Origin of the sequence: Acidovorax sp. LjRoot117 (genome assembly GCF_964252695.1) — a bacterium.
Classification (GTDB): Bacteria; Pseudomonadota; Gammaproteobacteria; order Burkholderiales; family Burkholderiaceae_C; genus Acidovorax.
In genome coordinates, this window is record NZ_CAXUPO020000002.1 from 358,943 (window position 1) to 382,260 (window position 23,318).

At 66.0% G+C, this 23,318-nt stretch carries 18 protein-coding genes and 2 tRNA genes; 10 read left to right on the plus strand and 10 right to left on the minus strand.

All coding sequences use genetic code 11. The features are described from left to right. Positions 1–98: 98 nt before the first annotated feature. The 6 genes from ACSQ3D_RS07025 to pbpG all read left to right on the plus strand — a co-directional run bounded on the left by ACSQ3D_RS07025 (position 99) and on the right by pbpG (position 7,811). Positions 99–1,910, plus strand: coding sequence for an acetolactate synthase 3 catalytic subunit (locus tag ACSQ3D_RS07025; protein WP_436126379.1), 1,812 nt, complete (start codon positions 99–101; stop codon positions 1,908–1,910). Between the two features lie 166 nt (positions 1,911–2,076). Continuing rightward, positions 2,077–2,568 (plus strand): acetolactate synthase small subunit, encoded by a 492-nt coding sequence (gene ilvN, locus ACSQ3D_RS07030; RefSeq protein WP_015013659.1) that lies wholly within the window; start codon positions 2,077–2,079, stop codon positions 2,566–2,568. A 155-nt stretch (positions 2,569–2,723) separates the two neighbouring features. Next, on the plus strand, positions 2,724–3,740 hold the full coding sequence (gene ilvC, locus ACSQ3D_RS07035) for a ketol-acid reductoisomerase (protein WP_056168011.1): 1,017 nt from the start codon (positions 2,724–2,726) through the stop codon (positions 3,738–3,740). Positions 3,741–4,019: 279 nt separating this feature from the next. Further along, a complete protein-coding gene (pssA, locus tag ACSQ3D_RS07040) occupies positions 4,020–4,853 on the plus strand; it encodes a CDP-diacylglycerol--serine O-phosphatidyltransferase (protein WP_056421221.1) in 834 nt (277 codons plus the stop codon). A gap of 211 nt (positions 4,854–5,064) precedes the next feature. Further along, a complete protein-coding gene (locus tag ACSQ3D_RS07045) occupies positions 5,065–6,603 on the plus strand; it encodes a 2-isopropylmalate synthase (protein WP_056169201.1) in 1,539 nt (512 codons plus the stop codon). Between the two features lie 116 nt (positions 6,604–6,719). Next, positions 6,720–7,811: a D-alanyl-D-alanine endopeptidase gene (gene pbpG / locus ACSQ3D_RS07050; protein ID WP_396505578.1), complete on the plus strand. Its 1,092-nt coding sequence runs from the start codon at positions 6,720–6,722 to the stop codon at positions 7,809–7,811. Positions 7,812–8,071: 260 nt separating this feature from the next. On the opposite strand, the gene ACSQ3D_RS07055 is transcribed toward pbpG, so the two are convergent. From ACSQ3D_RS07055 to ACSQ3D_RS07080, 6 genes are all read right to left on the minus strand, one after another. Next, complete coding sequence (locus ACSQ3D_RS07055; protein ID WP_056421223.1) at positions 8,072–8,896, minus strand: IclR family transcriptional regulator; 825 nt, start codon at positions 8,894–8,896, stop codon at positions 8,072–8,074. Positions 8,897–8,951: 55 nt separating this feature from the next. Further along, entirely contained in the window at positions 8,952–9,710 is a 759-nt protein-coding gene (locus ACSQ3D_RS07060; RefSeq protein WP_436126380.1) for an arginyltransferase, read from the minus strand. Beyond that, entirely contained in the window at positions 9,707–10,462 is a 756-nt protein-coding gene (aat, locus tag ACSQ3D_RS07065; RefSeq protein ID WP_056421225.1) for a leucyl/phenylalanyl-tRNA--protein transferase, read from the minus strand. The genes ACSQ3D_RS07060 and aat overlap by 4 nt, the downstream gene beginning before the upstream one ends. Positions 10,463–10,596: 134 nt before the next feature. Continuing rightward, positions 10,597–10,672 (minus strand) — tRNA-Asn (locus ACSQ3D_RS07070). 68 nt (positions 10,673–10,740) lie between these two features. Further along, a tRNA-Asn gene (locus tag ACSQ3D_RS07075) sits at positions 10,741–10,816 on the minus strand. A 123-nt stretch (positions 10,817–10,939) separates the two neighbouring features. Continuing rightward, on the minus strand, positions 10,940–11,374 hold the full coding sequence (locus ACSQ3D_RS07080) for a YbaN family protein (protein WP_082486089.1): 435 nt from the start codon (positions 11,372–11,374) through the stop codon (positions 10,940–10,942). A 147-nt stretch (positions 11,375–11,521) separates the two neighbouring features. On the opposite strand from ACSQ3D_RS07080, the gene def reads away from it, so the two are divergent. After that, positions 11,522–12,061: a peptide deformylase gene (gene def / locus ACSQ3D_RS07085; RefSeq protein WP_056421319.1), complete on the plus strand. Its 540-nt coding sequence runs from the start codon at positions 11,522–11,524 to the stop codon at positions 12,059–12,061. A 40-nt stretch (positions 12,062–12,101) separates the two neighbouring features. Here def and ACSQ3D_RS07090 read toward each other — a convergent pair whose 3' ends face one another. Together ACSQ3D_RS07090 and map are read right to left on the minus strand one after the other, a co-directional pair. Further along, positions 12,102–14,738 (minus strand): [protein-PII] uridylyltransferase, encoded by a 2,637-nt coding sequence (locus ACSQ3D_RS07090; RefSeq protein WP_056421226.1) that lies wholly within the window; start codon positions 14,736–14,738, stop codon positions 12,102–12,104. A gap of 85 nt (positions 14,739–14,823) precedes the next feature. Beyond that, positions 14,824–15,639, minus strand: a complete 816-nt coding sequence (map, locus tag ACSQ3D_RS07095) for a type I methionyl aminopeptidase (RefSeq protein WP_056168032.1) — start codon at positions 15,637–15,639, stop codon at positions 14,824–14,826. Between the two features lie 147 nt (positions 15,640–15,786). Here map and purL point away from each other — a divergent pair, with 147 nt between their 5' ends. Continuing rightward, positions 15,787–19,794, plus strand: coding sequence for a phosphoribosylformylglycinamidine synthase (purL, locus tag ACSQ3D_RS07100; RefSeq protein ID WP_436126381.1), 4,008 nt, complete (start codon positions 15,787–15,789; stop codon positions 19,792–19,794). A gap of 174 nt (positions 19,795–19,968) precedes the next feature. On the opposite strand, the gene ACSQ3D_RS07105 is transcribed toward purL, so the two are convergent. Further along, entirely contained in the window at positions 19,969–20,655 is a 687-nt protein-coding gene (locus ACSQ3D_RS07105) for a class I SAM-dependent methyltransferase (RefSeq protein ID WP_436126382.1), read from the minus strand. Positions 20,656–20,973: 318 nt separating this feature from the next. On the opposite strand from ACSQ3D_RS07105, the gene ACSQ3D_RS07110 reads away from it, so the two are divergent. Both ACSQ3D_RS07110 and ACSQ3D_RS07115 read left to right on the plus strand, forming a co-directional pair. Continuing rightward, complete coding sequence (locus ACSQ3D_RS07110) at positions 20,974–21,963, plus strand: DUF808 domain-containing protein (RefSeq protein ID WP_436126383.1); 990 nt, start codon at positions 20,974–20,976, stop codon at positions 21,961–21,963. A 179-nt stretch (positions 21,964–22,142) separates the two neighbouring features. Continuing rightward, the gene (locus tag ACSQ3D_RS07115; protein WP_436126384.1) at positions 22,143–22,733 is read left to right on the plus strand and encodes an OmpW/AlkL family protein; all 591 of its coding nucleotides are present in this window, start codon (positions 22,143–22,145) and stop codon (positions 22,731–22,733) included. A 197-nt stretch (positions 22,734–22,930) separates the two neighbouring features. Here the strand turns inward: ACSQ3D_RS07115 and ACSQ3D_RS07120 are convergent, their stop codons facing one another. Continuing rightward, positions 22,931–23,179: a DUF1272 domain-containing protein gene (locus ACSQ3D_RS07120; protein ID WP_436126385.1), complete on the minus strand. Its 249-nt coding sequence runs from the start codon at positions 23,177–23,179 to the stop codon at positions 22,931–22,933. Positions 23,180–23,318 lie beyond the last annotated feature (139 nt).

A 23,318-nucleotide genomic window follows, 5' to 3' on the forward strand; every position in this document is an offset into this window, starting at 1 on the left:
CATGTCCTTGGCCTCAAGTTCCAAGCTGGCTTCACAAGAGCGCGTGCAAGGGGCACCCAAGGTTTTTCGTCAGAGAAATTCACAAAGGTTGATCGATCATGGAAATCTCCAAGGCTGAACTTTCCTCAGCTGCCGCTGCTTCGCAGGGCAACACTTCCCCCTCTTCCTCTGCTTCTTCGGCCCAGGCTTCGCAAGACCTCATGGGGTCCGAGATCCTCATCAAGTCGCTGCAGGCCGAGAACGTCCAGTACATCTGGGGCTACCCCGGCGGCGCTGTCCTCTATATCTACGACGCGCTGTACAAGCAAGACACCATCCAGCACGTGCTGGTGCGGCACGAACAGGCTGCCGTCCACGCCGCTGACGGCTATGCCCGTGCGACGGGCGAAGTGGGCGTCGCGCTGGTCACCTCGGGACCGGGCCTGACCAATGCCGTGACCGGCATCGCTACCGCGTACATGGATTCGATCCCCATGGTGATCATCTCCGGCCAGGTGCCCACGCCCGCCATCGGGCTCGACGCCTTCCAGGAGTGCGACACCGTCGGCATCACCCGCCCCATCGTCAAGCACAACTTCCTCGTCAAGGATGCCCGCGACCTGGCAGCGACGATGAAGAAGGCCTTCCACATCGCACGCACCGGCCGCCCCGGCCCCGTGGTGGTCGATGTGCCCAAGGACGTCTCCTTCAAGAAGGTGCCCTACAGCGGTTACCCCCAAAGCGTGGAAATGCGCTCGTACAACCCGGTGCGCAAGGGCCACGGCGGCCAGATCCGCAAGGCGCTGCAATTGCTGCTGGCGGCCAAGCGCCCCTACATCTACACCGGCGGCGGCGTGCTCCTGGGCAACGCCACCAACGAATTGCGCACCCTGGTGGACATGCTGGGCTACCCGGTCACCAACACGCTGATGGGCCTGGGCGCCTATCCGGCGTCGGACCGCAAGTTCCTGGGCATGCTGGGCATGCACGGCACCATCGAAGCCAATAACGCGATGCAGAACTGCGACGTGCTGCTGGCCGTCGGCGCGCGTTTTGACGACCGCGTGATCGGCAACCCCAAGCACTTCGCGCAGAACGACCGCAAGATCATCCACGTGGACATCGACCCGTCGAGCATCTCCAAGCGCGTGAAGGTCGACATCCCGATCGTCGGCGACGTGAAGGACGTGCTCACCGAGCTGATCTCCATGATCCGCGAGAGCAGCACCAAGCCCGATGCGGGTGCGCTGGCGGCCTGGTGGGACACCATCGAAGGCTGGCGCAAGCGTGACTGCCTCAAGTACAGCATGGGCAGTGGCGACGTGATCAAGCCCCAGTACGTCGTCGAAACGCTGTGGAACATGACCAAGGACGCGGACACCTACATCACGTCCGACGTGGGCCAGCACCAGATGTGGGCTGCGCAGTACTACCGCTTCGACGAGCCGCGCCGCTGGATCAACTCCGGTGGCCTGGGCACCATGGGCGTGGGCATCCCCTACGCCATGGGCATCAAGCTGGCCAAGCCAGACTCCGAAGTGTTCTGCATCACCGGCGAAGGCTCGGTGCAGATGAATATCCAGGAGCTGTCGACCTGCCTGCAGTACAACACGCCCATCAAGATCTGCTCGCTGAACAACCGCTACCTGGGCATGGTGCGCCAGTGGCAGGAGATCGAGTACTCCGGCCGCTACAGCCACAGCTACATGGATGCGCTGCCCAACTTCGTGAAGCTGGCCGAGGCCTACGGCCACGTCGGCCTGCTGATCGAGAAGCCCGCAGATGTGGAGCCTGCCCTGCGCGAGGCCCGCAAGCTCAAGGACCGCACCGTGTTCCTGGACTTCCGCACCGACCCCACCGAGAACGTGTTCCCGATGGTGCAGGCCGGCAAGGGCATCACCGAAATGCTGCTGGGCTCCGAGGATCTGTAGACACAGGCTGTCGGCTCCCGCTGCGCCTGCGGCGACGGCCCTGCCGTTGCTGCAGGAACATCCCCTGCTATCACTTCGATAGCTTCACTTCGACGAATCTATTGCCTGCCGAGCCTGCGCATTACCGTGCGCAGGGGAGGGCAGCGAAAAGAGGAATCTGGACACCATGAAACACATCATTGCCGTTTTGCTGGAAAACGAACCCGGCGCGCTGTCGCGCGTCGTGGGCCTGTTCTCCGCCCGTGGCTACAACATCGAATCGCTCACCGTGGCGCCCACCGAGGATGCATCGCTCTCGCGCATGACCATCCAGACCACGGGCTCCGACGATGTGATCGAGCAGATCACCAAGCACTTGAACCGCCTCATCGAAGTGGTCAAGGTGGTCGACCTCACCGAAGGTGCCTACACCGAGCGCGAGCTCATGATGGTGAAGGTGCGTGCGGTAGGCAAGGAGCGCGAGGAGATGAAGCGCATGGCCGACATCTTCCGCGGCCGCATCATCGACGTGACCGAAAAGAGCTACACCATCGAGCTCACCGGCGACCAGTCCAAGAACGACGCGTTCCTGCAGGCCATCGACCGCACGGCCATTCTGGAAACCGTGCGCACGGGTGCCAGCGGCATCGGCCGCGGCGAGCGAATTCTTCGCGTTTGACGGATTTGCCTTCGACCGGCTAGCGTCGTTGGGGAGCCTTGCCGTGCCAAAGCACTGTCTGCGGTTCCCCGCGTAGCCATCCGGCCGCATCCCAATCCTATGTAAGACAATTCACCGTTTTTCCCCCTGACAACGTATTTTTACCGGAGCGACCCATGAAAGTTTTCTACGACAAAGACACCGACCTGAGCCTGATCAAGGGCAAGACCGTGGCCATCATCGGCTACGGCTCGCAGGGCCATGCCCACGCACAGAACCTGAACGACAGCGGCGTGAAGGTCGTGGTCGGCCTGCGCAAGGGCGGTGCATCGTGGGACAAGGTCGGCAAGGCCGGCCTGAACGTGCTGGAAGTCAACGACGCGGTCAAGGCTGCCGACGTGGTCATGATCCTGCTGCCTGACGAAGACATCGCAGCCGTCTACAAGAACAACGTGGAACCCAACATCAAGCAAGGCGCATCGCTGGCCTTCGCCCACGGTTTCAACGTGCACTACAACCAGGTCGTGCCCCGCGCTGACCTGGACGTGTGGATGGTCGCCCCCAAGGCCCCTGGCCACACCGTGCGCAACACCTACACGCAAGGTGGCGGCGTGCCCCACCTGGTCGCCGTGCACCAGGACAAGTCCGGCAAGGCCCGTGACCTGGCCCTGAGCTACGCTGCAGCCAATGGCGGTGGCAAGGCCGGCATCATCGAGACCAACTTCAAGGAAGAAACCGAGACCGACCTGTTCGGCGAACAGGCCGTGCTGTGCGGCGGTGCCGTCGAGCTGATCAAGATGGGTTACGAAACCCTGGTCGAAGCCGGCTACGCCCCAGAAATGGCCTACTTCGAATGCCTGCACGAGCTCAAGCTCATCGTGGACCTGATCTACGAAGGCGGCATTGCCAACATGAACTACTCGATCTCGAACAACGCCGAATACGGCGAGTACGTGACGGGCCCTGAAGTGATCAACGAAGAGTCGCGCAAGGCGATGCGCAATGCCCTCAAGCGCATCCAGAACGGCGAATACGCCAAGATGTTCATCCAGGAAGGCCGCCTGAACTACCCATCGATGACGGCCCGCCGCCGCAACACCGCCGACCACAGCATCGAAGTGGTGGGTGGCAAGCTGCGCGCCATGATGCCCTGGATCGCCAAGAACAAGCTGGTCGACCAGACCCGTAACTGATTCTTCTCCTGCGGGAAGAAACATCGACAAAGGCCACCTCGGTGGCCTTTTTCGTTGCCGGTATTGCTGTGCGCCGGGCGGCTCGGACTGGGTGATGGCCGTGCTGTGGGGTTCGCGGCGCCATCGCTGCGGCCACGGGGCGCAGCGCCCGCAGGCGCTACACTGCGGCCTTCGCCTTTTGTGCGTGCGGCGCCGAACCCGATCATCGGGGGGCGCGCTGAAGAACTATAAATTTAATAGCGGCTTGCGCAAGACAGGCAAGCGCTGGAGGTCAATGGAATGCATGATGGCAACGAGTCCGCCGACAACGATGGCGTGATCGTGCGCAAGCGGCGCAAGGGCATCTATATCCTGCCCAACCTGTTCACGCTGGCGGCATTGTTCGGTGGCTTCTATTCCATCGTGATGGCCATGAACGGGCGGTTCGACCAGGCGGCGATCGGCGTGTTCTGCGCCATGGTGCTCGACAGCCTGGACGGGCGCGTGGCCCGCATGACCAATACCCAGAGTGCCTTCGGCGAGCAGATGGACTCGCTGTCCGACATGGTGTCGTTCGGCGCGGCACCGGCTTTGATCGCGTACGAGTGGTCCTTGCAGGGCCTGGGGCGCTGGGGGTGGATCGCTGCCTTCGTGTACTGCGCCTGCGCGGCCTTGCGGCTGGCGCGCTTCAACGTGAACACGAGTGTGGTGGACAAGCGCTACTTCCAGGGGCTGCCATCGCCCGCCGCTGCGGCACTGGTGGCAGGCTTCATCTGGCTCATGACCGAATTGGGCGTGCACCCTGGCGAGGACGGTTGGCTCAGCTGGTCGCAGATCACGTGGATCATGTTCGCCTTCACGCTGTACTCGGGCCTGACCATGGTGACCAATGTGCCGTTCTACAGCTTCAAGGACGTGCAGATGAAAAAGAGCGTCCCCTTTGCAGCCATCGTGCTCATTGCGCTGGGCATTGCCATCATCAACATCCACCCGCCCATCGTGCTGTTCGGCGTCTTCGTTTTTTATGGCGTGAGCGGCTATGGCGTGTACGCTTGGCGCAAGGCCAAGGGCCAGCACAGCAGCGTGATCAGCACTTCGACCGATGAACCGGACGAGCGCGGGCTGCACAAGTGACCCGCACCGCTGTCGCAGCGCAGTTGTGCTACATTGCGCAGCATGAACACGTTTGCTCTGGCGCTACTGCTACCTCCCCACGGGCGGAGACAGTAGGCGCACGCGCACACTTTTTCTTCAAAGGCCCGTATGCACCCGCAACGGGCCTTTTGCTTTGGGCGCCAGATTTTTGACGTTGCGGGACCCCACCCACCGATACCAGGAGAACGACATGGCTGACAAACTGATCATTTTCGACACCACCTTGCGCGATGGGGAGCAGTCCCCCGGCGCCTCGATGACCAAGGACGAGAAGCTGCGCATCGCGCGCCAGCTCGAGCGCCTGAAGGTGGATGTGATCGAAGCCGGTTTCGCGGCCAGCTCCAACGGTGATTTCGAAGCGGTGCAGAGCATTGCCAATGCGATCAAGGACTCGACCATCTGTTCGCTCTCGCGGGCCAACGACCGCGACATCTCGCGGGCGGCCGAGGCGCTCAAGGGCGCCAACAGTGCGCGCATCCACACGTTCATCGCCACCAGCGCGCTGCACATGGAAAAGAAGCTGCGCATGACCCCCGAGCAGGTGCTCGAGCAGGCCAAGCAGTCGGTGCGCTTTGCGCGCAACCTGGTGGCCGACATCGAGTTCAGCCCGGAAGACGGCTACCGCAGCGACCCGGACTTTTTGTGCCGCGTGCTCGAAGCCGTGATCGCCGAAGGCGCTACCACCATCAACGTGCCCGACACCGTGGGCTACGCCATCCCTGAGCTGTATGGCAACTTCATCAAGACGCTGCGCGAGCGCGTGCCCAACAGCGACAAGGCCATCTGGTCCGTGCACTGCCACAACGACCTGGGCATGGCGGTGGCCAACTCGCTGGCCGGCGTGAAGATCGGCGGCGCACGCCAGGTCGAATGCACCATCAACGGCCTGGGCGAGCGTGCGGGCAATTGCTCGCTGGAAGAAGTCGTCATGGCGATCAAGACACGCCGCGACTATTTCGACCTCGACCTGAACATCGACGCCAAGCACATCGTGGCTGCCAGCCGCATGGTCAGCCAGACCACCGGCTTCGTGATCCAGCCCAACAAGGCGGTGGTGGGGGCGAATGCGTTTGCGCACGCCAGCGGCATCCACCAGGACGGCGTGCTCAAGGCCCGCGACACCTACGAGATCATGCGTGCCGAGGACGTGGGCTGGTCGGCCAACAAGATCGTGCTGGGCAAGCTCAGCGGCCGCAACGCCTTCAAGCAGCGCCTGCAGGAGCTGGGCGTTCAGCTCGACAGCGAAACCGAGATCAACGGCGCCTTCGCCAAGTTCAAGGAACTGGCAGACCGCAAGAGCGAGATCTTCGACGAGGACATCCTCGCGTTGGTCAGCGATGAAAGCGTGACCAGCGAGAAGGAGCAGTACGGCTTCGTGTCGCTGTCGCAGCACAGCGAAACCGGCGAGCGTCCCCAGGCCACCATCGTTTTCACGGTCGAAGGCCGGGAAGTGCAGGGCAAGTCGGACGGCAATGGCCCGGTCGACGCATCGCTCAAGGCGATCGAGTCGCACGTCAAGAGCGGGGCCGAGATGGTGCTGTACTCCGTCAATGCGATCAGCGGCTCCACCGAGAGCCAGGGCGAGGTCACGGTGCGCCTGCAAAACAGCGGCCGGGTGGTCAACGGTGTGGGGGCTGACCCGGACATCGTCGTGGCGTCTGCCAAGGCCTACCTGAGCGCCCTGAACAAGTTACAAAGTAAAGCTGATCGGGTGGCTGCACAAGGTTGAGCGGTGAATTTATAATTTCATTCACTTTCTCGGAAAGTCGCGCAAGGTATTGATCTTGCGCGACTTTTTTTGATTCAGTACACTGCTCAACACTTATTACCGTTTGGAGCATTTGGATGCACCATCTCCGCCGCGCCGCAGTGAACCGTTTTCTCCAGCTTTTGGGCTTTGTTGTCGTGAGCGCGGCGCTGGCTGCGCCCGGCGCGCACGCCCAGGAACGCAAAAAAGCATCCGTCAAGAAACAGCAGACCAGCGCTTCGAGCGCCAGCGCCAAGCGGTCTGTAGCGCCACGCAAGGCTGCCACGGCGACCAAGCCCGTGCGCGTATCTGCCAAGACCTCCAAGGCGGCCACCCGGGTCGCTTTTGTGCCTGCCAAGCCTTCCTTCGGGCAGATCGCCGGCCTGCACGAGGTCAATGACCCCCTGGACCTGAAGTCCAGCGTCGCACTCGTCATCGACCAGGACACGCACGAAGTGCTGTTGTCCAAGAACGACCACGCCGTGCTGCCCATCGCCTCGCTGACCAAGCTGATGACGGGCATGATCATTTCCCAGGCCAAGCTGCCCATGGAAGAGCCCATCACCATCACGCAGGACGATGTGGACACCGAAAAGGGCAGCCGTTCGCGCCTGGTGGTCGGTGCCACGCTCACGCGCGGCGAGATGCTGCACCTGGCGCTCATGTCCAGCGAGAACCGCGCAGCCCACGCCCTGGGCCGCACCTACCCCGGCGGTCTGGAAGTCTTTGTGGCGCAGATGAATGCCAAGGCCAAGCTGCTGGGCATGACCGACACACGCTATGTGGAGCCTACCGGCCTGTCGAGCCGCAACCAGTCCAGCGCCCGCGATCTGGCCACCCTGGTCAACGTCGCACATGGCGACCCACTGTTGCGTGAGCTCTCCACTTCGCCCGGATACGAGGTGGCAGTGGGCCAGCGCACGTTGCAATACAACAACACCAACGGCCTGGTGAAGAACCCCACGTGGGACATCGGCTTGCAGAAGACCGGCTACATCTCCGAGGCAGGTCGCTGCCTGGTGATGCAGACCCAGATCTCCGGCCGCAAGCTGATCATGGTGTTCCTGGACTCGGCAGGCAAATTCAGCCGCCTGGGAGACGCAGAGCGCGTGCGCCATTGGGTCGAGACGCTGCCATCCTCGCTGGCTGCACCGCTGCAGGCCCGTGCCGCGATCCCCGCGGTGAAGTAATTTGGTGAAGTAGAGGCAGATGGGCAGGCGGCGCCACGTGCGATCTGACTGCCGGATGGGCTGAACCCCGGCAAGGGGGCCCATGAATAAAGGCCGGCTGTGGCAACACAGGCCGGCCTTTTTGCTGGGCCAATCCGCGAAGGCGGTACACCGGGGGGCAAGGCATTGCACGGTACAGCCATCGATGCCGCGCGGCCGCGCTGCAAGCCGGGCGCGTGCGCGGCCCTGGCTGGCGCGGGGTCCGTCGGTCCGTCGGTCCGTCAGCCCAGTCCGGTGCCGCGTGCCGCGGCGTCGGCCGTCAGCTCCGCGCTGGCGGTGTGGCCCAGTGCGTGGGATATCTCGTTGGCTGTGGCCTGCAGCTTGGGCAGCCAGCCTTCGTCCAGTCTGTCCGCCGGGGCCGAGATGGACAGGCCTGCCACCAGCTTGCCCTGGTCGTCGTAGACGCCGGCTGCCATGCAGCGCACGCCCAGCTCCAGCTCCTCGTTGTCGCGTGCCATGCCGTATTGCCGCGCCTTGGCCAGCTCGCGCTCCAGCAGGGGGAGCTGGGTGATGCTGTTGCGCGTATGGCCTGCCAGGCCAGTGCGCGTGGCGTAGGCGCGCACGCGCTGCGGGTCGTCCAGCGCCAGAAAGAGCTTGCCGGTGGATGTCAGGTGCAAGGGCGCCCGTCCGCCGATGGCGCGCACCACCTGCATGCCGGAGCGCTCGCTGTAGGCGCGCTCCACGTACACGATCTCGTCGCCCTGGCGCATGCTCAGGTTCACAGGCTGCTGGATGAGCTTGTGCAGGTTGCGCATGGGTGTGAGTGCCGCGTCGCGCACGCTCAGGCGTGCCTTGACCAGGTTGCCCAGCTCCAGCAGCCGCATGCCCAGGCGGTAGCTGCCCGATTCCGGCCGGTCCACAAACCGCCCGATCGTGAGGTCGTTCAGGATCCGGTGGGTGGTGGACGGGTGCAGGCCTGTCTTCTCGCTGATTTCCTTGAGGGAGATGGCTTCCTCGCGCGAAGCCAGCACATCGATCAGCGTGAACATGCGCTCAAGGACCTGAACGCTGGGTTTGACAGGAATGCTCGGATCGTTTTTTTTCATGGCGGCGGTGCTGTGGCGACCTCCGCATTTTATCTTGTGAAATGCAAACGCGCTGTCAGGGGTTGGGCGGGGCGGTGTCGCCTGTGCGCAGCCACTGCCCGTCGGTGCGCAGTTCGTGCGGGTGAAAGCGCGCCTTGTAGTTCATCTTGGCGCTGGCTTCGATCCAATAGCCCAGATACACGTGGGGCAGGTCCAGCGAGCGGGCCTGTGCGATCTGCCACATCACGTTGTAGGTGCCGTAGCTGCAGTGGGGCTCGGGCTCGTAGAAGGTGTACACCGCCGACAGGCCGTCGTCCAGGACATCCAGGATGGACACCATCTTGAGTGCGCCCGGCTCGCCGTGCGCATCCAGCTCGCGGAACTCCACCAGCCGCGAATTCACCCTGCTTTGCAGCAGGAACTGCGTGTACTGGTCGATGCTGTCGTGGTCCATGCCGCCGCCTGCGTGGCGGCCGTTCTGGTAGCGCAGGTACAGCTGGTAGTGTTCCGGCACGAAGCACAGGCGCAGCACGCGCGCCTGCAGGTTGCCGTGGCGGGCTACGGACCGCCGCTGGCTGCGGTCGGGCTTGAATTCATTGACCAGCACGCGCAGCGGTGTGCAGGCGTGGCAGCCGTCGCAGTAGGGGCGGTAGGTGAACATGCCGCTGCGGCGGAAGCCCTTCGCGACCAGGTCCGAGTAGACGTCGCTCTGGATCAAATGGCTGGGTGTGGCGACCTGCGAGCGCGCCTGCCGGTCCGGCAGATAGCTGCAGGGATACGGGGCCGTCGCGTAGAACTGCAGGGTCTGCAGCGGAAGGTCGTTGAGTTGCGTCATGCCGTAAAGACTGTGGAGGGCAGCAGCTCGGTCCAGTATACGGGGTTGAATCTCCATGCGGGTGCGGGCAAACGCTGGGCCTGCTGCACATGCGCGACGAAGGTGCGCCGGTCGATCTCGCGGCCACCCAGGGATGCCAGGTGGCGGGTGTTCTGCTGGCAGTCGATGAGCTGCACGCCATGGTGGCGGCACAGTGCCACCAGGGCCGACAGCGCGATCTTGGAGGCATCGGTGGCGTGCGCGAACATGGATTCGCCGAACACGGCCTGCCCCAGGGCCACGCAATAGAGCCCGCCCACCAGCCGGCCATCGATCCAGGTCTCCACGCTGTGCGCGTGGCCGGCCTCGTGCAGGCGGGTGTAGGCGTCCATCATTTCCGGCACGATCCAGGTGCCTGCCTGGCCGTCGCGCTCCTTGGTCGCGCAGGCCGTGATCACGGCGTCAAATGCGTGGTCGATGCGGATCTCGGCACGCGGATTGGCGCGAAACGCCTGCAGGGTTCTGCGCAGGGACCGGTGCAGCTTGAATTCGGCCACGTGCAGCACCATGCGCGGGTCGGGCGCCCACCAGAGGATGGGCTGCCCGGGGCCGTACCAGGGAAAGGTCCCCTGGCCGTACGCTGCCTGCAGGTGTGCGACATCCAGCACGCCGCCCGCGGCCAGCAGCCCGGGGGCGGGGTCGTCTTGGCCCCAGGCCTGGTCGGGGTGGGGCAGGGGATCTTGGGGCTCCAGCCAGGGCAGTTGCGGGGGCATGGGTCAGGCAGGCAGTGGCAGGATGATGGGCCATTGTCCGGCATGTTGCGCTGCTCGGGTGCCAGCGCATGCAGGCGCGGTGGCCTGGCAATAAAAAAGCCCACCATGGCGTGCATGGTGGGCTTTTTGCCGTGTGGCTCCTCGACCTGGGCTCGAACCAGGGACCTACGGATTAACAGTCCGGCGCTCTACCGACTGAGCTATCGAGGAATATCGGTACGACTTGCAACTGACTAATTGAAAGGCCCCGCGTACACATGCAGGGCCTGCAAAATTCTTGGCTCCTCGACCTGGGCTCGAACCAGGGACCTACGGATTAACAGTCCGGCGCTCTACCGACTGAGCTATCGAGGAACAAGACTTAGATTATATACACAAAAATAGCGCTCTGAAAACTCGCGTCACGCAATCGACGTGTGGCCTGCATGGGTGCCGTGGGGCCGGGTGGCCGTGGCAGCGCTGCACTCCTGCGCCATGTCAGGGTTCGGGGCGCAGCCACAGCCACACCAGCACGCACGCCATGCATGCGGACGCCACCGCCGCCACCCAGGTGCGTGCGCCGCCCACCCACAGCACGGCGGCGCTGGCCGCCATGAAGATGGCCGCACTCCATTTGGCGCGGCGGCTGACCTTGCCGCCCTGGGCCCAGTTGCGCAGCAGCGGCCCGAAGAGCCGGTGGTTCCACAGCCACTGGTACAGACGCGGAGAACTGCGCGCTGCCGCCCACGCGGCCATCAGGATGAACACGGTGGTCGGCAGGCCCGGCACGATCACGCCGATGATGCCCATCACCAGGCACAGCACGGCAAACGCCAGCAGCAGCCACCGCACGGGCCACGGCAGCGGGCGCAGCGGCGGGCCGCTGTCAGGGGCGGCGCTGGCGATGTCTGGGTCTGGGGGCTTGTTGGCCATGGTGCTTATTGTCGCCCGGTGCCGGCTTGTGTCGGCCTGTGTCGGGGTGGAGCGGCTCTTTTGGCACGCTGTGTGCAGCGCCAGGCCGGCCGCGCTATGCTGCGCCCCACCGAGCAGCCGCTCCACCATGTCTTCACCACCCCCACGATGACTGTTCACACCATCCTCAAGATGGGCGACCCGCGCCTGCTGCGCATTGCCCAGCCTGTCACCGAGTTCGACACCGACGCACTGCACCTGCTGGTGCGCGACATGTTCGACACCATGCGCGCCGTCAACGGCGCGGGCCTGGCCGCACCGCAGATCGGGGTGGACCTGCAGCTGGTGATCTTCGGCTCCAACGACCGCAACCCCCGCTATCCGGACCGCCCCGTGGTGCCGCCCACCGTGCTGCTCAACCCGGTGATCACGCCGCTGGGCGATGAGGAGGAAGAGGATTGGGAAGGTTGCCTTTCGGTGCCCGGCCTGCGCGGCAAGGTGCCGCGGTGGGCGCGCATCCGCTACACCGGGTTCGACCCGTACGGCGACCCCATCGACCGCACGGTCGATGGTTTTCATGCACGCGTGGTGCAGCATGAATGCGACCACCTGGTCGGCAAGCTCTATCCGATGCGGGTGCGCGACTTCACGCAGTTCGGCTTCACCGAAGTGCTGTTCCCCGAGATCAGCGCGGACGAAGACGACTGAGTAGCGCAACAGAGCCGCATCGCCGCGCGCGCTTTCGTTGTCAGTCCGAAAGCTCGCGCAGCAGCTCCGTCTCGATCTGAATCTGCCGCGCGTTGTTCTGCAGCTCGGGCCCTTGCACCAGGAAGGTGTCTTCCACCCGCTCGCCCAGCGTGCTCACCTTGGCGAGCTGCACGCTCAGGTGGTGGTGCGCCAGGATGCGCGCCACCAGGTACAGCAGGCCTGCGCGGTCGCTGGCCGAGATGGCCAGCAGCCAGCGCTGCGCTTTTTCGTCCGGCCGCAAGGTGACGCGCGGCGCCACCGGAAAGCTCTTGACGCGGCGCGACACCCGCCGGCGCGCGGGCTCCGGCAGCGGGCCACCGGTTTCGATCACCCGCACCAGGTCGCTCTCGACCATGTGCGTGAGCTCGCGGTAGTGTCCCGGCTGCGCGGCGGCGGAAGAGGCCACCACCTGGAACGTATCGAGCGCATAGCCGTTGTTGGCCGTGTGCACGCGCGCATCCAGAATGGAAAAGCCCGCACGGTCGAAGTAGCCGCAGATGCGCGCGAACAGGTCGGCCTGGTCGGCCGCATACACCATGACCTGCAGGCCGTCGCCGGCCAGCGACTGGCGCGCGCGCACCACCGGCTTGGCGGTGCCCACATGCCGCGACAGGTGCCGCGTGTGCCAGGCAATGTCGGCCGCCTCGTGGCGCATGAAATAGCTCACATCCAGAGTGGCCCACAGGGCCTTGTGCGCCTCGAAGGGCAGGGCACTGAGCGCCAGCAGCACCAGCGCCTCGCGCTTGCGCGCCTCGATCTCGGCGGCGGCGTCCGGCGCGCGGCCGCCCAGGGTGCGAAGCGTGGAGCGGTACAGGTCCTCCAGCAGCTTGCCCTTCCAGGCATTCCAGACCTTGGGGCTGGTGCCGCGGATGTCGGCCACCGTCAGCAGATACAGCGCCGTGAGGTAGCGCTCGTTGCCCACGCGCCGCGCAAAGGCGGCGATCACGTCGGGGTCCGACAGGTCTTCTTTCTGGGCGATGCGGCTCATCGACAGGTGCTCGCTGACCAGGAACTCGACCAGCCTGGCGTCCTCGCGGTCCACGCTGTGCTGGCGGCAGAAATTGCGCACCTCCTGCGCGCCGATCACCGAATGGTCGCCGCCGCGGCCCTTGCCGATGTCGTGGAACAGCGCCGCCAGGTACAGCAGCCAGGGCTTGTCCCAGCCGCCCGCCAGTTGCGAGCAGAAGGGGTATTCGTGCGCATGCTCAGCCATGAAGAACCGGCGCACGTTGCGCAGCACCATCAGGATGTGCTGGTCCACCGTGTAGACGTGAAACAGGTCGTGCTGCATCTGCCCCACGATGCCGCGAAACGCCCACAGATAGCGCCCCAGCACCGAGGTCTGGTTCATGAGCCGCATCGCATGCGTGATGCCCGAGGGCTGCTGCAGGATGCGCATGAAGTTGGCCCGGTTGACCGGGTCGCGCCGGAAGGCCGCGTCCATCACGCCCCGGGCGTTGTACAGCGCGCGCAGGGTGCGGGCCGACAGGTCCTTCAGGCCCACCGTCGTCTGGTAGAGCAGGAAGGTCTCCAGAATGGCGTGCGGGTCGCGCTGGTACAGGTCGTCGCTGGCCACCTCGATGAGGCCGGCTTTCTCGAAGAAGCGCTCGTTGATGGGCCGCGGCTCGTGCGTGGAGGGGTTCAGCCGCTCCTCGATGTTCAGCAGCAGGATCTGGCTGAGCTGGGACACCGCCTTGGCTGCCCAGTAGTAGCGCCGCATCAGGCTTTCGCTGGCGCGCATCGGCAGGCGCGATCCGTCGGGCGCCTGCGAGCGGTAGCCGAACGATTCGGCCACGGCGGTCTGCAGGTCGAACACCAGGCGGTCTTCATGTCGCCCGGCAGCCGCATGCAAGCGCGCGCGGATGAGGCACAGCACCGCCTCGTTGCGCTCGATCTGGCGCACCTCGAAAGCCGTGGCCATGCCGCTGGCGGCCAGCTCCTTCCAGTTGCGGCCCAGGCCCGCGGCCTGGGACACCCACAGGATCATCTGCAGGTCGCGCAGCCCGCCGGGCGACTCCTTGCAGTTGGGCTCGAGCGAGTAGGGCGTGTTCTCGTACTTGTTGTGGCGCTGGCGCATCTCCAGCGTCTTGGCCACCAAAAACGCCTGCGGGTCCATCTGCAGCCGGTACTGGCGCTGGAACTCGGCGAACAGCGCCGCGTTGCCGCACACCAGGCGCGATTCGAGCAGCGAGGTCTGCACGGTGACATCGCCTGCGCTCTCGGCCAGGCATTCGGCCACGGTGCGCACGCTCGAGCCGATCTCCAGCCCCGCATCCCAGCAGCTGCCGATGAAGCCTTCGAGCTGGGTGCGCAGCACGCTGCCGGCCTCGGGCGCCGCGCCCTCGGGCAGCAGCAGCAGCACATCGACGTCCGAATACGGAAAAAGCTGGTCGCGCCCGAACCCGCCCACCGCCACCAGCGCCATGTCGGCCGGCAGTTCGGCGCGCTGCCACAGTGTCTGCAGCAGGTTGCCCGCCAGGGTGGAGAGCCTGCGCAGCAGCACGCGGATGCCGCGCGTGGAGGCGCCCGTGGCCTGCAGGTCGGTCAGCAGGGCGGTCTTGTCGCGGCGGTAGGCATCCCGCAGGGCATGCACGTCGGCCAGGGGGCGCACCTCGGGCAGGGCTTGGATGTCGGTCATGGTCGTCGGGCGTCGCGATGAAGAAGGGCCATGCAAAAAGCCATGCAAGAGTTGTGCGCGCCGACGGGCAGGGGCCGGCGTGGGGTCAGGTCCTGGTCGCGGTCACGAAGGACGGCAGCGGCGGTGAGCCGGCCGACAGCGTCATCACTTCGTACCCCGTTTCGGTGACCAGCACCGTGTGCTCCCACTGGGCGGACAGGCTGTGGTCCTTGGTCACGATGGTCCAGCCGTCGTTGCCGAATTCCTTCACCTCGCGGCGGCCGGCGTTGATCATGGGCTCGATGGTGAAGACCATGCCGGGCACCAGCTCGTCCAGCGTGCCGGGGCGGCCGTAGTGCAGCACCTGGGGCTCTTCGTGGAACTTCTGCCCGATGCCGTGGCCGCAGAACTCGCGCACGATCGAGAAACCCTGCGCCTCGGCGAACTTCTGGATGGCGTGGCCGATGTCGCCCAGGTGGGCGCCGGGCTTGACCTGCACGATGCCGTGCCACATGGCGTCGAAGGTGATGGCGCACAGGCGCTTGGCCGCGATGGAGCCTTCGCCGATGATGTACATGCGGCTGTTGTCGCCGTACCAGCCGTCCTTGGTGATCACGGTCACGTCCACGTTGACGATGTCGCCCTTCTTCAAAGGCTTGTCGTTGGGGATGCCGTGGCACACCACGTGGTTGACCGAGGTGCACAGCGAGGCCGGGTAGGGCGGGTAGCCGGGGGGCTGGTAGCCCACGGTGGCTGAGATGGTGCCTTGCTGCGCCATGCATTCGGCGCCCAGGCGGTCGATCTCTTTGGTGGTGATGCCGGGTTTGATGTGCGGGGCGATGTAGTCCAGCACTTCGGAGGCCAGGCGGCACGCCAGGCGCATGCCTTCGATGTCCGCGGCGCTTTTGATGGTGATGCTCATGCTGCAATTATCCCATCGCACCCCGCCGGCTGCAGCGGCGCCCGGTGAGCCCGGTAAAATACCCGGCTGACCACTTGGCTCCCGCCCACCGGCCGGGGGCTTCGCGTCAGCGCCACCACGTACCCTCACACCCAACAGGCCGCTACAGTGACCTTGCACATGACCACGCTGGCGGGCGGCAACGCCCTCAGCACCTTCCGCGCCCAGCAACTCCAACCGGCCCTGCAAGCCATCCACCCCAAAATCGACGGCATTGCAGCGCGCTTCGTGCACCTGGTCGCCACGGATGCGGCCCCCACCCCTGCCGAGCAAGAGCGCCTGTCGGCCCTGCTCACCTACGGCGACCCCTACGCCGGGCCCGAAGACGGCGCTGCCATCGTCGTCACGCCGCGCCTGGGCACGCTGTCGCCCTGGGCCTCCAAGGCCACCGATATCGCGCGCAACTGCGGCATCGCCATCCGCCGCGTGGAGCGCATCACCGAATACCGCATCAGCCTGAAGTCCGGCCTGCTGGGCCGCACGCCCGAGCTGACCGCCGAGCAACTGGCCCAGGTGGCGGCCCTGCTGCACGACCGCATGACCGAGTCCGTGGTGGCCGACCGCGCCGCCGCCGCAGCGCTGTTCACCGAGCTGCAGCCCGCCGCCATGGAGCATGTCAACGTGCTCGGCGGTGGCCGCGGTGCGCTGGAGGCCGCCAACACCCGTTTCGGCCTGGCCTTGGCCGAGGACGAGATCGACTACCTGGTCAACGCCTTCACCGGCCTCGCGCGCAACCCCACCGACGTGGAGCTGATGATGTTCGCGCAGGCCAACAGCGAGCACTGCCGCCACAAGATCTTCAACGCCCAGTTCACCATCGACGGCGTGGCGCAGGAAAAATCGCTGTTCGGCATGATCCGCAACACCCACCAGCTGGCGCCCCAGCACACGGTGATCGCGTATTCGGACAACGCCTCGGTCATGGAAGGCGGCGAGGTCGAGCGATTTGTGGCCAAAATGGCCTCTAACGCTGATTCAGCGGGCGCTACCAGCTATCAAAAGAGTAGCGCCACCCAGCACGTGCTGATGAAGGTGGAAACGCACAACCACCCCACCGCCATCTCGCCCTTCCCGGGCGCATCGACGGGCGCGGGCGGCGAGATCCGCGATGAAGGCGCCACCGGCCGGGGCTCCAAGCCCAAGGCCGGCCTCGCGGGCTTCACCGTGTCCAAGCTCTGGGGCAGCACCGTGGGCAAGCCCGAGCACATCGCCAGCCCGCTGCAGATCATGGTCGAAGGGCCCCTGGGCGGCGCGGCGTTCAACAACGAATTCGGCCGCCCCAACCTGGCAGGCTACTTCCGCGAGTACGAGCAGGAAGTCGCCGGCGTGCAGCGCGGCTACCACAAGCCCATCATGATCGCCGGCGGCGTGGGCGTGATCGACGCAGGCCTCACGAAGAAAATCGAATTCCCCGCCGGCTCGCTGCTCATCCAGCTGGGTGGCCCCGGCATGCGCATCGGCATGGGCGGCAGCGCTGCCAGCTCCATGGCCAGCGGCACCAATGCGGCCGAGCTCGACTTCGACTCCGTGCAGCGCGGCAACCCCGAGATCGAGCGCCGCGCGCAGGAGGTCATCAACCACTGCTGGGCGCAAGGCGCTGCCAACCCCATCCTCGCCATCCACGACGTGGGCGCGGGCGGCCTGTCCAACGCTTTTCCTGAGCTGACCAACGACGCCGGCCGTGGTGCGCGCTTCGACCTGCGCGCCGTGCCGCTCGAAGAATCGGGCATGGCGCCCAAGGAAATCTGGAGCAACGAAAGCCAGGAGCGCTACGTGCTGGCCATCGCGCCCGAGTCGCTGCCGCTGTTCAAGGCGTTCTGCGAACGCGAGCGCTGCCCCTTCGCCGTGATCGGCACGGCCACCGAAGAGCGCCAGCTGGTGCTGGAAGACACCGCCGTGGTGGCGGGCGACCAGAAGCTGCCGGTGGACATGCCCATGGACGTGCTGCTGGGCAAGCCGCCCAAGATGCACCGCGACGTGACCACCGTGCAGCGCCAGTTCGCGCCCATGGACCTGACCGGCGTGCCGCTGCAACAGGCCGTGATCGACGTGCTGGCCCACCCCACGGTGGCCTCCAAGCGTTTTCTCATCACCATCGGCGACCGCACGGTGGGCGGCCTGTCGCACCGCGACCAGATGGTCGGCCCCTGGCAAGTGCCGGTGGCGGACTGCGCCGTGACGCTGGCCGATTACAAGGGCTTTGCCGGCGAAGCGATGAGCATGGGCGAGCGCACGCCGCTGGCCGCCATCAACGCACCCGCATCGGGCCGCATGGCGGTGGCCGAGGCCATCACCAACCTGCTGGCCGCGCCCATCGAGCTGCCGCGCGTGAAGCTGTCGGCCAACTGGATGGCCGCGTGTGGCGAGCCCGGCGAAGACGCTGCGCTGTACGACACCGTGAAGGCCGTGGGCATGGAACTGTGCCCCGCCCTGGGCATCAGCATCCCAGTGGGCAAGGATTCGCTGTCCATGCGCACGCAATGGTCTGACGGCAATGACAAGAAAAAGGTCACCTCCCCCGTCAGCCTGATCGTGAGCGCGTTCGCGTCGCTGTCCGATGTGCGCGGCACGCTCACGCCCCAGCTCGATGCGCAGGAAGACGACACCACCCTGGTGCTGATCGATCTGGGCAAGGGCCAGAACCGCATGGGCGGCAGCATCCTGGGCCAGACGCTGGAGCAAAGCGGCGACGTGGTACCCGACCTGGACGACCCGCAGGACCTGGTCAACACCGTCAACGCCGTGAACGCGCTGCGCGCCCAGGGCCGCATCCTGGCCTACCACGATCGCAGCGACGGCGGCCTGCTGGCGGCTGCGGCGGAGATGGCCTTTGCAGGCCATGTGGGCGTGTCGCTCAACGTGGACCTGCTGGTCACCGAAGGCGACGGCATCAGCGACAGCCGCATGGAAACCGGCGACGCCAAGAACTGGGCGCAGCAGGTCAGCGCACGCCGTGAAGAACTCACGCTCAAGGCCCTGTTCAACGAAGAACTGGGCGTGGTGCTGCAGGTGCGCACCGCAGAGCGCAACGATGTGATGCAGGTGCTGCGCGAGCACGGCCTGTCCAGATTCAGCCACTTCGTGGGCAAGACGCGTCCGCAGTCGTCGAGCATCGACGCCGGCAAGGGTGAGTTGCAGGTCTGGCGTGACGCCAAGGCCGTGTTCAGCGCCAAGCTCACCGACCTGCACCAGGTGTGGGACGCCGTGAGCTGGAAGATCTGCCAGCAGCGCGACAACCCCGCCAACGCCGACGCCGAGCATGCTGCGGCGGGCGAGGCCACCGACCCCGGCATGCACGTGCACCTCACGTTCGACGCGGCCGACAACGTGGCGGCGCCGTTCCTGAACCTGGCCAAACCCCGGGTGGCCATCCTGCGCGAGCAGGGCGTGAACTCGCACATCGAGATGGCCTACACCTTCACCGAGGCGGGCTTCGAGGCGTACGACGTGCACATGACCGACCTGCAGACCGGCCGCGTCAAGCTCGAAGACTTCAAGGGCGTGGTCGCCTGCGGCGGCTTCAGCTATGGCGACACGCTGGGCGCCGGCATCGGCTGGGCGCGCTCGATCACCTTCAACCCGGTGCTGTCCGAGCAGTTCCAGGGCTTCTTCGGCCGCGCCGACACCTTCGGCCTGGGCGTGTGCAACGGCTGCCAGATGTTTGCCGAGCTGGCCGACATCATCCCCGGCGCGCAGGACTGGCCGCGCTTCACCACCAACCAGAGCGAGCGCTTCGAGGCCCGCCTGTCGATGGTGGAAGTGCTGGAGTCGCCCAGCCTGTTCTTTGCCGGCATGGCGGGCAGCCGCCTGCCGATTGCCGTGGCGCACGGCGAGGGCTATGCCAACTTCAAGTTCCGCGGCAACGCGGCCCAGGCCGTGGCCGCGATGCGCTTCGTGGACAACCACGGTGCGCCCACCGAGCAGTACCCCTTCAACCCGAACGGCAGCGCGGGCGGCCTGACCGGCGTGACCACCGCGGACGGGCGCTTCACGGCCATCATGCCGCACCCCGAGCGCGTGTTCCGCAATGTGCAGATGAGCTGGACCAGCGGCGACCGCAGCGCATCGAGCCCCTGGATGCGCATCTGGCGCAATGCCCGCAAGTGGGTGGGGTAAGGCCCCAGGCCGGGCGGGTGCTGGCAACGCTGGCGGGAGACTGCCTGCCGGCCGGCCGGCTCTACAGGCTGCTGAGCTGGTTCCTTGCGCGCACCTTGACCTGCGCTGCAGGCCGCTTTCTGGCAAACGGCCACCTGGCTACCTGACGACGCCCGCGGGGTCGTCAGGCGTTTTTCAGTCCAGCAATGGCCGCTGGTAAACCAGCAGACGGCCCTTGTAGGCGGGCGTGGCGTCCAGCGCAGGGTGGTCCAGCCGCTCTTCGACCACTTCGAACCGGTGCACGGCCATCTGCTTGTGGAAGGTGGATCGGTTGCCCCGGTTGGGGTCCACGATCCAGATCTGGGCGCCGTTGCCGGCATGGCGGTCCAGAAAGGCCGCAAGCGACGCGCGCGCATCGCGCTCGTACAGCACGTCGCTGCCCATGATCAGGTCGAAGCGGCCCTGCACGGCACCGGCCGGGGCGGGCGCGTCCGAACCCCATTGGCCGGTGCGGTACTGCAGGGGCGGCAGGCCATTCAGGCGCGTGTTCTCCTGCAGGAACTGCTGGGCCATCGGATGGCAGTCGCTGGCGGTGACGTCCACCCCGCGGCGGTGGCACACCAGGCTGGCCAGGCCCAGGCCGCAGCCGATCTCCAGCACGCGCTCTCCGGCCCGCAGAGGCCGGGTGGCCATGCGTTGCGCCAGCTGCGCGCCCGAAGGCCACAGCAGGCCGAACAGCGGCCAGGCGGCCGATGAGATGCCCAGGGCCTCGGCGGCGCCCTCGGGGTCGCTGAATTGCTGCTTGTCCAGCAGTGAACGGATGACCAGGTCGGCAGCGCCGGCGATGGCGATGTCCTCCTGCTTGGTGAGATAGCCTGGCATGGCGGGGTGCGAAGCCCGTCCAAGCACGGGCTTGCAGGGACCCCCAGAGTTGGTGGGTGAAGCCGCGAGTATGCGCCTTGCCGCGAAGTGCCTGGCAGCAAAGCCCCCCGCCGCTTTGCCGGGCGGGCTTTGCGCGTGCAGGTACCGGCCCGTGCCTGCCAGCCCTGCAACATCGCGATGGCCTGCACCGCGTTGCTATAGTGCAGCCCACAGCGGTGGGGCCGCACACCCGTGCCCGGGGCCGCGCATGCGGCCACCGTGGTGCCGCGCGATCCGCCGGACAGCCCCACCCACAACCATTTTCTTCAAGGATTCCCCATGGCTTCTGGCAGCTTGCTGGCCCTGCTCGACGATATCGCCACCATCCTCGACGATGTGGCACTGATGACCAAGGTCGCAGCCAAGAAGAGCGCGGCCATGGCCGACGACGTGTCGGTCATGACCAAGGTGGCCGCGCAGAAGACGGCCGGTGTGCTGGGGGATGACCTGGCGCTCAACGCCCAGCAGGTCACCGGCGTGCGTGCCGAGCGCGAGATCCCCGTGGTCTGGGCAGTGGCCAAGGGGTCGATGATCAACAAGGTCATCCTGGTGCCCGCCGCACTGCTGATCAGCGCCTTTGCGCCCTGGGCGGTGACGCCGCTTCTGATGGTGGGCGGCGCCTTCCTGTGCTTCGAGGGTTTCGAGAAAGTGGCGCACAAGCTGCTGCACGCACCCCATGAAGACGCGGCCGAACGCGAGAGCCATGCCCAGGCCAATGCCAATCCGGCGGTGGACCTGGTGGCTTTCGAGAAGGACAAGGTCAAGGGCGCGGTGCGCACCGACTTCATCCTGTCGGCAGAAATCATCGCCATCACGCTGGGCACCGTGGCGAACGCGCCGTTCTCGCAACAGGTGGCGGTGCTGTCCGGCATCGCCGTCATCATGACCATCGGGGTGTACGGGCTGGTGGCCGGCATCGTCAAGCTCGACGACCTGGGCCTGTGGCTCAGCCGCAAGGCCAGCAGCGCGGCGCAGGCCGTGGGCAACGGCATTTTGCGCGCCGCGCCGTGGCTGATGAAGGGCCTGTCCATCGCGGGCACGGCGGCCATGTTCCTGGTGGGTGGCGGCATCCTGGTGCACGGCGTGCCTGCGCTTCATCACGCCGTAGAGGGCACGGGCGCGGCAGCGGCGCAGTGGCCGGTGGGCGGCCTGTGGGCCGTGCTGGTGCCCAACCTGCTGAACGCGGTGGTCGGCATCATCGCCGGGGGGCTGGTGCTGGCCGCGGTGACGCTGGTCAAGCGCGTGCGGGGCAAGTCGGCGGCGCATTGAGTGCGAGCAGGGCAGCCCCTGGCAGTGTGGCAAGGCCTGCAGGTGCAGGCCTTTGTTCTTTCTTGATGTATGTCTAAGGGCGGGTGAGCGGGCCTTGAGATAGGGCAAGGCCGGCGGGCGGCCGCAGCAGTTCAATGGATGCACGGGGGTCGTCCCCGTCCAACCGATGTGAACTGAACATGAAAAAGAACCTGCTGGCTGTCGTTGCCCTGTGTGTCCTGTCCTCTGGCGCTGCCATGGCGCAACAGGCCGAAGGGCCGTGGATGGTGCGTGCCCGCGCCGTGCACCTGGACAGCGCCAACAAGGACAGCACGCCCCTGGGCCTTGCCATCAACGACAAGACGATTCCTGAAGTCGACGTCACCTACTTCTTCAACCCGAACATCGCGGCCGAGCTGATCCTGACCGTGCCGCAGAAACACACGCTCAGCGCCGGTGGCACCGCCATCGGCTCGCTCAAGCACCTGCCGCCTACGCTGCTGGTGCAGTACCACTTCAACGCGCCCGGCTTCAAGCCCTATGTGGGCGCGGGCGTGAACTACACGCGCTTCTCCGGCGTGCGCCTGCCGGCGGGCGTGGACATCGACCGCAACAGCTTCGGCCCCGCGCTGCAGGTGGGTGTGGACATTCCGCTGGCCAAGAACCTGTATCTGAACTTTGACGTGAAGAAGGTGTTCATCAAGACCGATGTGTCGGCGGGCGGCGCCAAGCTGGGCACCTTCAAGGCTGACCCCGTGCTGGTGGGCGTGGGCCTGGGCTGGAGGTTCTAGAGGGCTCCCCCTGAGGCGCTGCGCGCCTTCGTGGCAGTGCCTCCTGCGGACCGGCAAAGCCGGATCCACGGTGGTGCTGGCCTGGGCAGCGCCGCTTTGGATCCGGCGCAGCGGGAGACAGCGGGCTTGCCTGCCTTGATCAGCAAACCGTGCGTCCCGATCTGGCTATCTGCACCAGCGTCGCGAACGCGCGAGTGTCATGCCAGCAGTCCGCAGCCCACCGGCTTGAGCACGCGTTCGGTGGATGCCGGGTACTTGGCCAGCTTGGACGCGGGCCTGCGCGGGCGTTGCACCAGGTCGCCGCCGCAGTTGGGGCAGATGTGGTCAAGCCGTGTGCTCGCGCAGCCTCTGCAGAACGTGCATTCGAAGGTGCAGATACGGGCGTCGGTGGAGTCGGGCGGCAAATCTTTGTTGCAGCATTCGCAGTTGGGGCGCAGCTTGAGCATGGGTGTCCTTGGGTGGTTGTGAAGAGGAAGATGGGGGCACTGGCGTTGCCAAGCGTATGCCAAGCCGTCGCTGCAGGGCAAGGTGCCGGTGGGGCGCGCACACGCAGTACAGCCCACTGGGCCAGCGCGCCAGCGCGCG

Excerpts from the sequence above, each read along its gene's own strand:
- ACSQ3D_RS07025 (WP_436126379.1), top strand. The coding sequence starts at position 99 with ATGGAAATCTCCAAGGCTGAACTTTCCTCAGCTGCCGCTGCTTCGCAG.
- ilvN (WP_015013659.1), top strand. The coding sequence starts at position 2,077 with ATGAAACACATCATTGCCGTTTTGCTGGAAAACGAACCCGGCGCGCTG.
- ilvC (WP_056168011.1), top strand. The coding sequence starts at position 2,724 with ATGAAAGTTTTCTACGACAAAGACACCGACCTGAGCCTGATCAAGGGC.
- pssA (WP_056421221.1), top strand. The coding sequence starts at position 4,020 with ATGCATGATGGCAACGAGTCCGCCGACAACGATGGCGTGATCGTGCGC.
- ACSQ3D_RS07045 (WP_056169201.1), top strand. The coding sequence starts at position 5,065 with ATGGCTGACAAACTGATCATTTTCGACACCACCTTGCGCGATGGGGAG.
- pbpG (WP_396505578.1), top strand. The coding sequence starts at position 6,720 with ATGCACCATCTCCGCCGCGCCGCAGTGAACCGTTTTCTCCAGCTTTTG.
- ACSQ3D_RS07055 (WP_056421223.1), bottom strand. The coding sequence starts at position 8,896 with ATGAAAAAAAACGATCCGAGCATTCCTGTCAAACCCAGCGTTCAGGTC.
- ACSQ3D_RS07060 (WP_436126380.1), bottom strand. The coding sequence starts at position 9,710 with ATGACGCAACTCAACGACCTTCCGCTGCAGACCCTGCAGTTCTACGCG.
- aat (WP_056421225.1), bottom strand. The coding sequence starts at position 10,462 with ATGCCCCCGCAACTGCCCTGGCTGGAGCCCCAAGATCCCCTGCCCCAC.
- ACSQ3D_RS07080 (WP_082486089.1), bottom strand. The coding sequence starts at position 11,374 with ATGGCCAACAAGCCCCCAGACCCAGACATCGCCAGCGCCGCCCCTGAC.
- def (WP_056421319.1), top strand. The coding sequence starts at position 11,522 with ATGACTGTTCACACCATCCTCAAGATGGGCGACCCGCGCCTGCTGCGC.
- ACSQ3D_RS07090 (WP_056421226.1), bottom strand. The coding sequence starts at position 14,738 with ATGACCGACATCCAAGCCCTGCCCGAGGTGCGCCCCCTGGCCGACGTG.
- map (WP_056168032.1), bottom strand. The coding sequence starts at position 15,639 with ATGAGCATCACCATCAAAAGCGCCGCGGACATCGAAGGCATGCGCCTG.
- ACSQ3D_RS07105 (WP_436126382.1), bottom strand. The coding sequence starts at position 20,655 with ATGCCAGGCTATCTCACCAAGCAGGAGGACATCGCCATCGCCGGCGCT.
- ACSQ3D_RS07110 (WP_436126383.1), top strand. The coding sequence starts at position 20,974 with ATGGCTTCTGGCAGCTTGCTGGCCCTGCTCGACGATATCGCCACCATC.
- ACSQ3D_RS07115 (WP_436126384.1), top strand. The coding sequence starts at position 22,143 with ATGAAAAAGAACCTGCTGGCTGTCGTTGCCCTGTGTGTCCTGTCCTCT.
- ACSQ3D_RS07120 (WP_436126385.1), bottom strand. The coding sequence starts at position 23,179 with ATGCTCAAGCTGCGCCCCAACTGCGAATGCTGCAACAAAGATTTGCCG.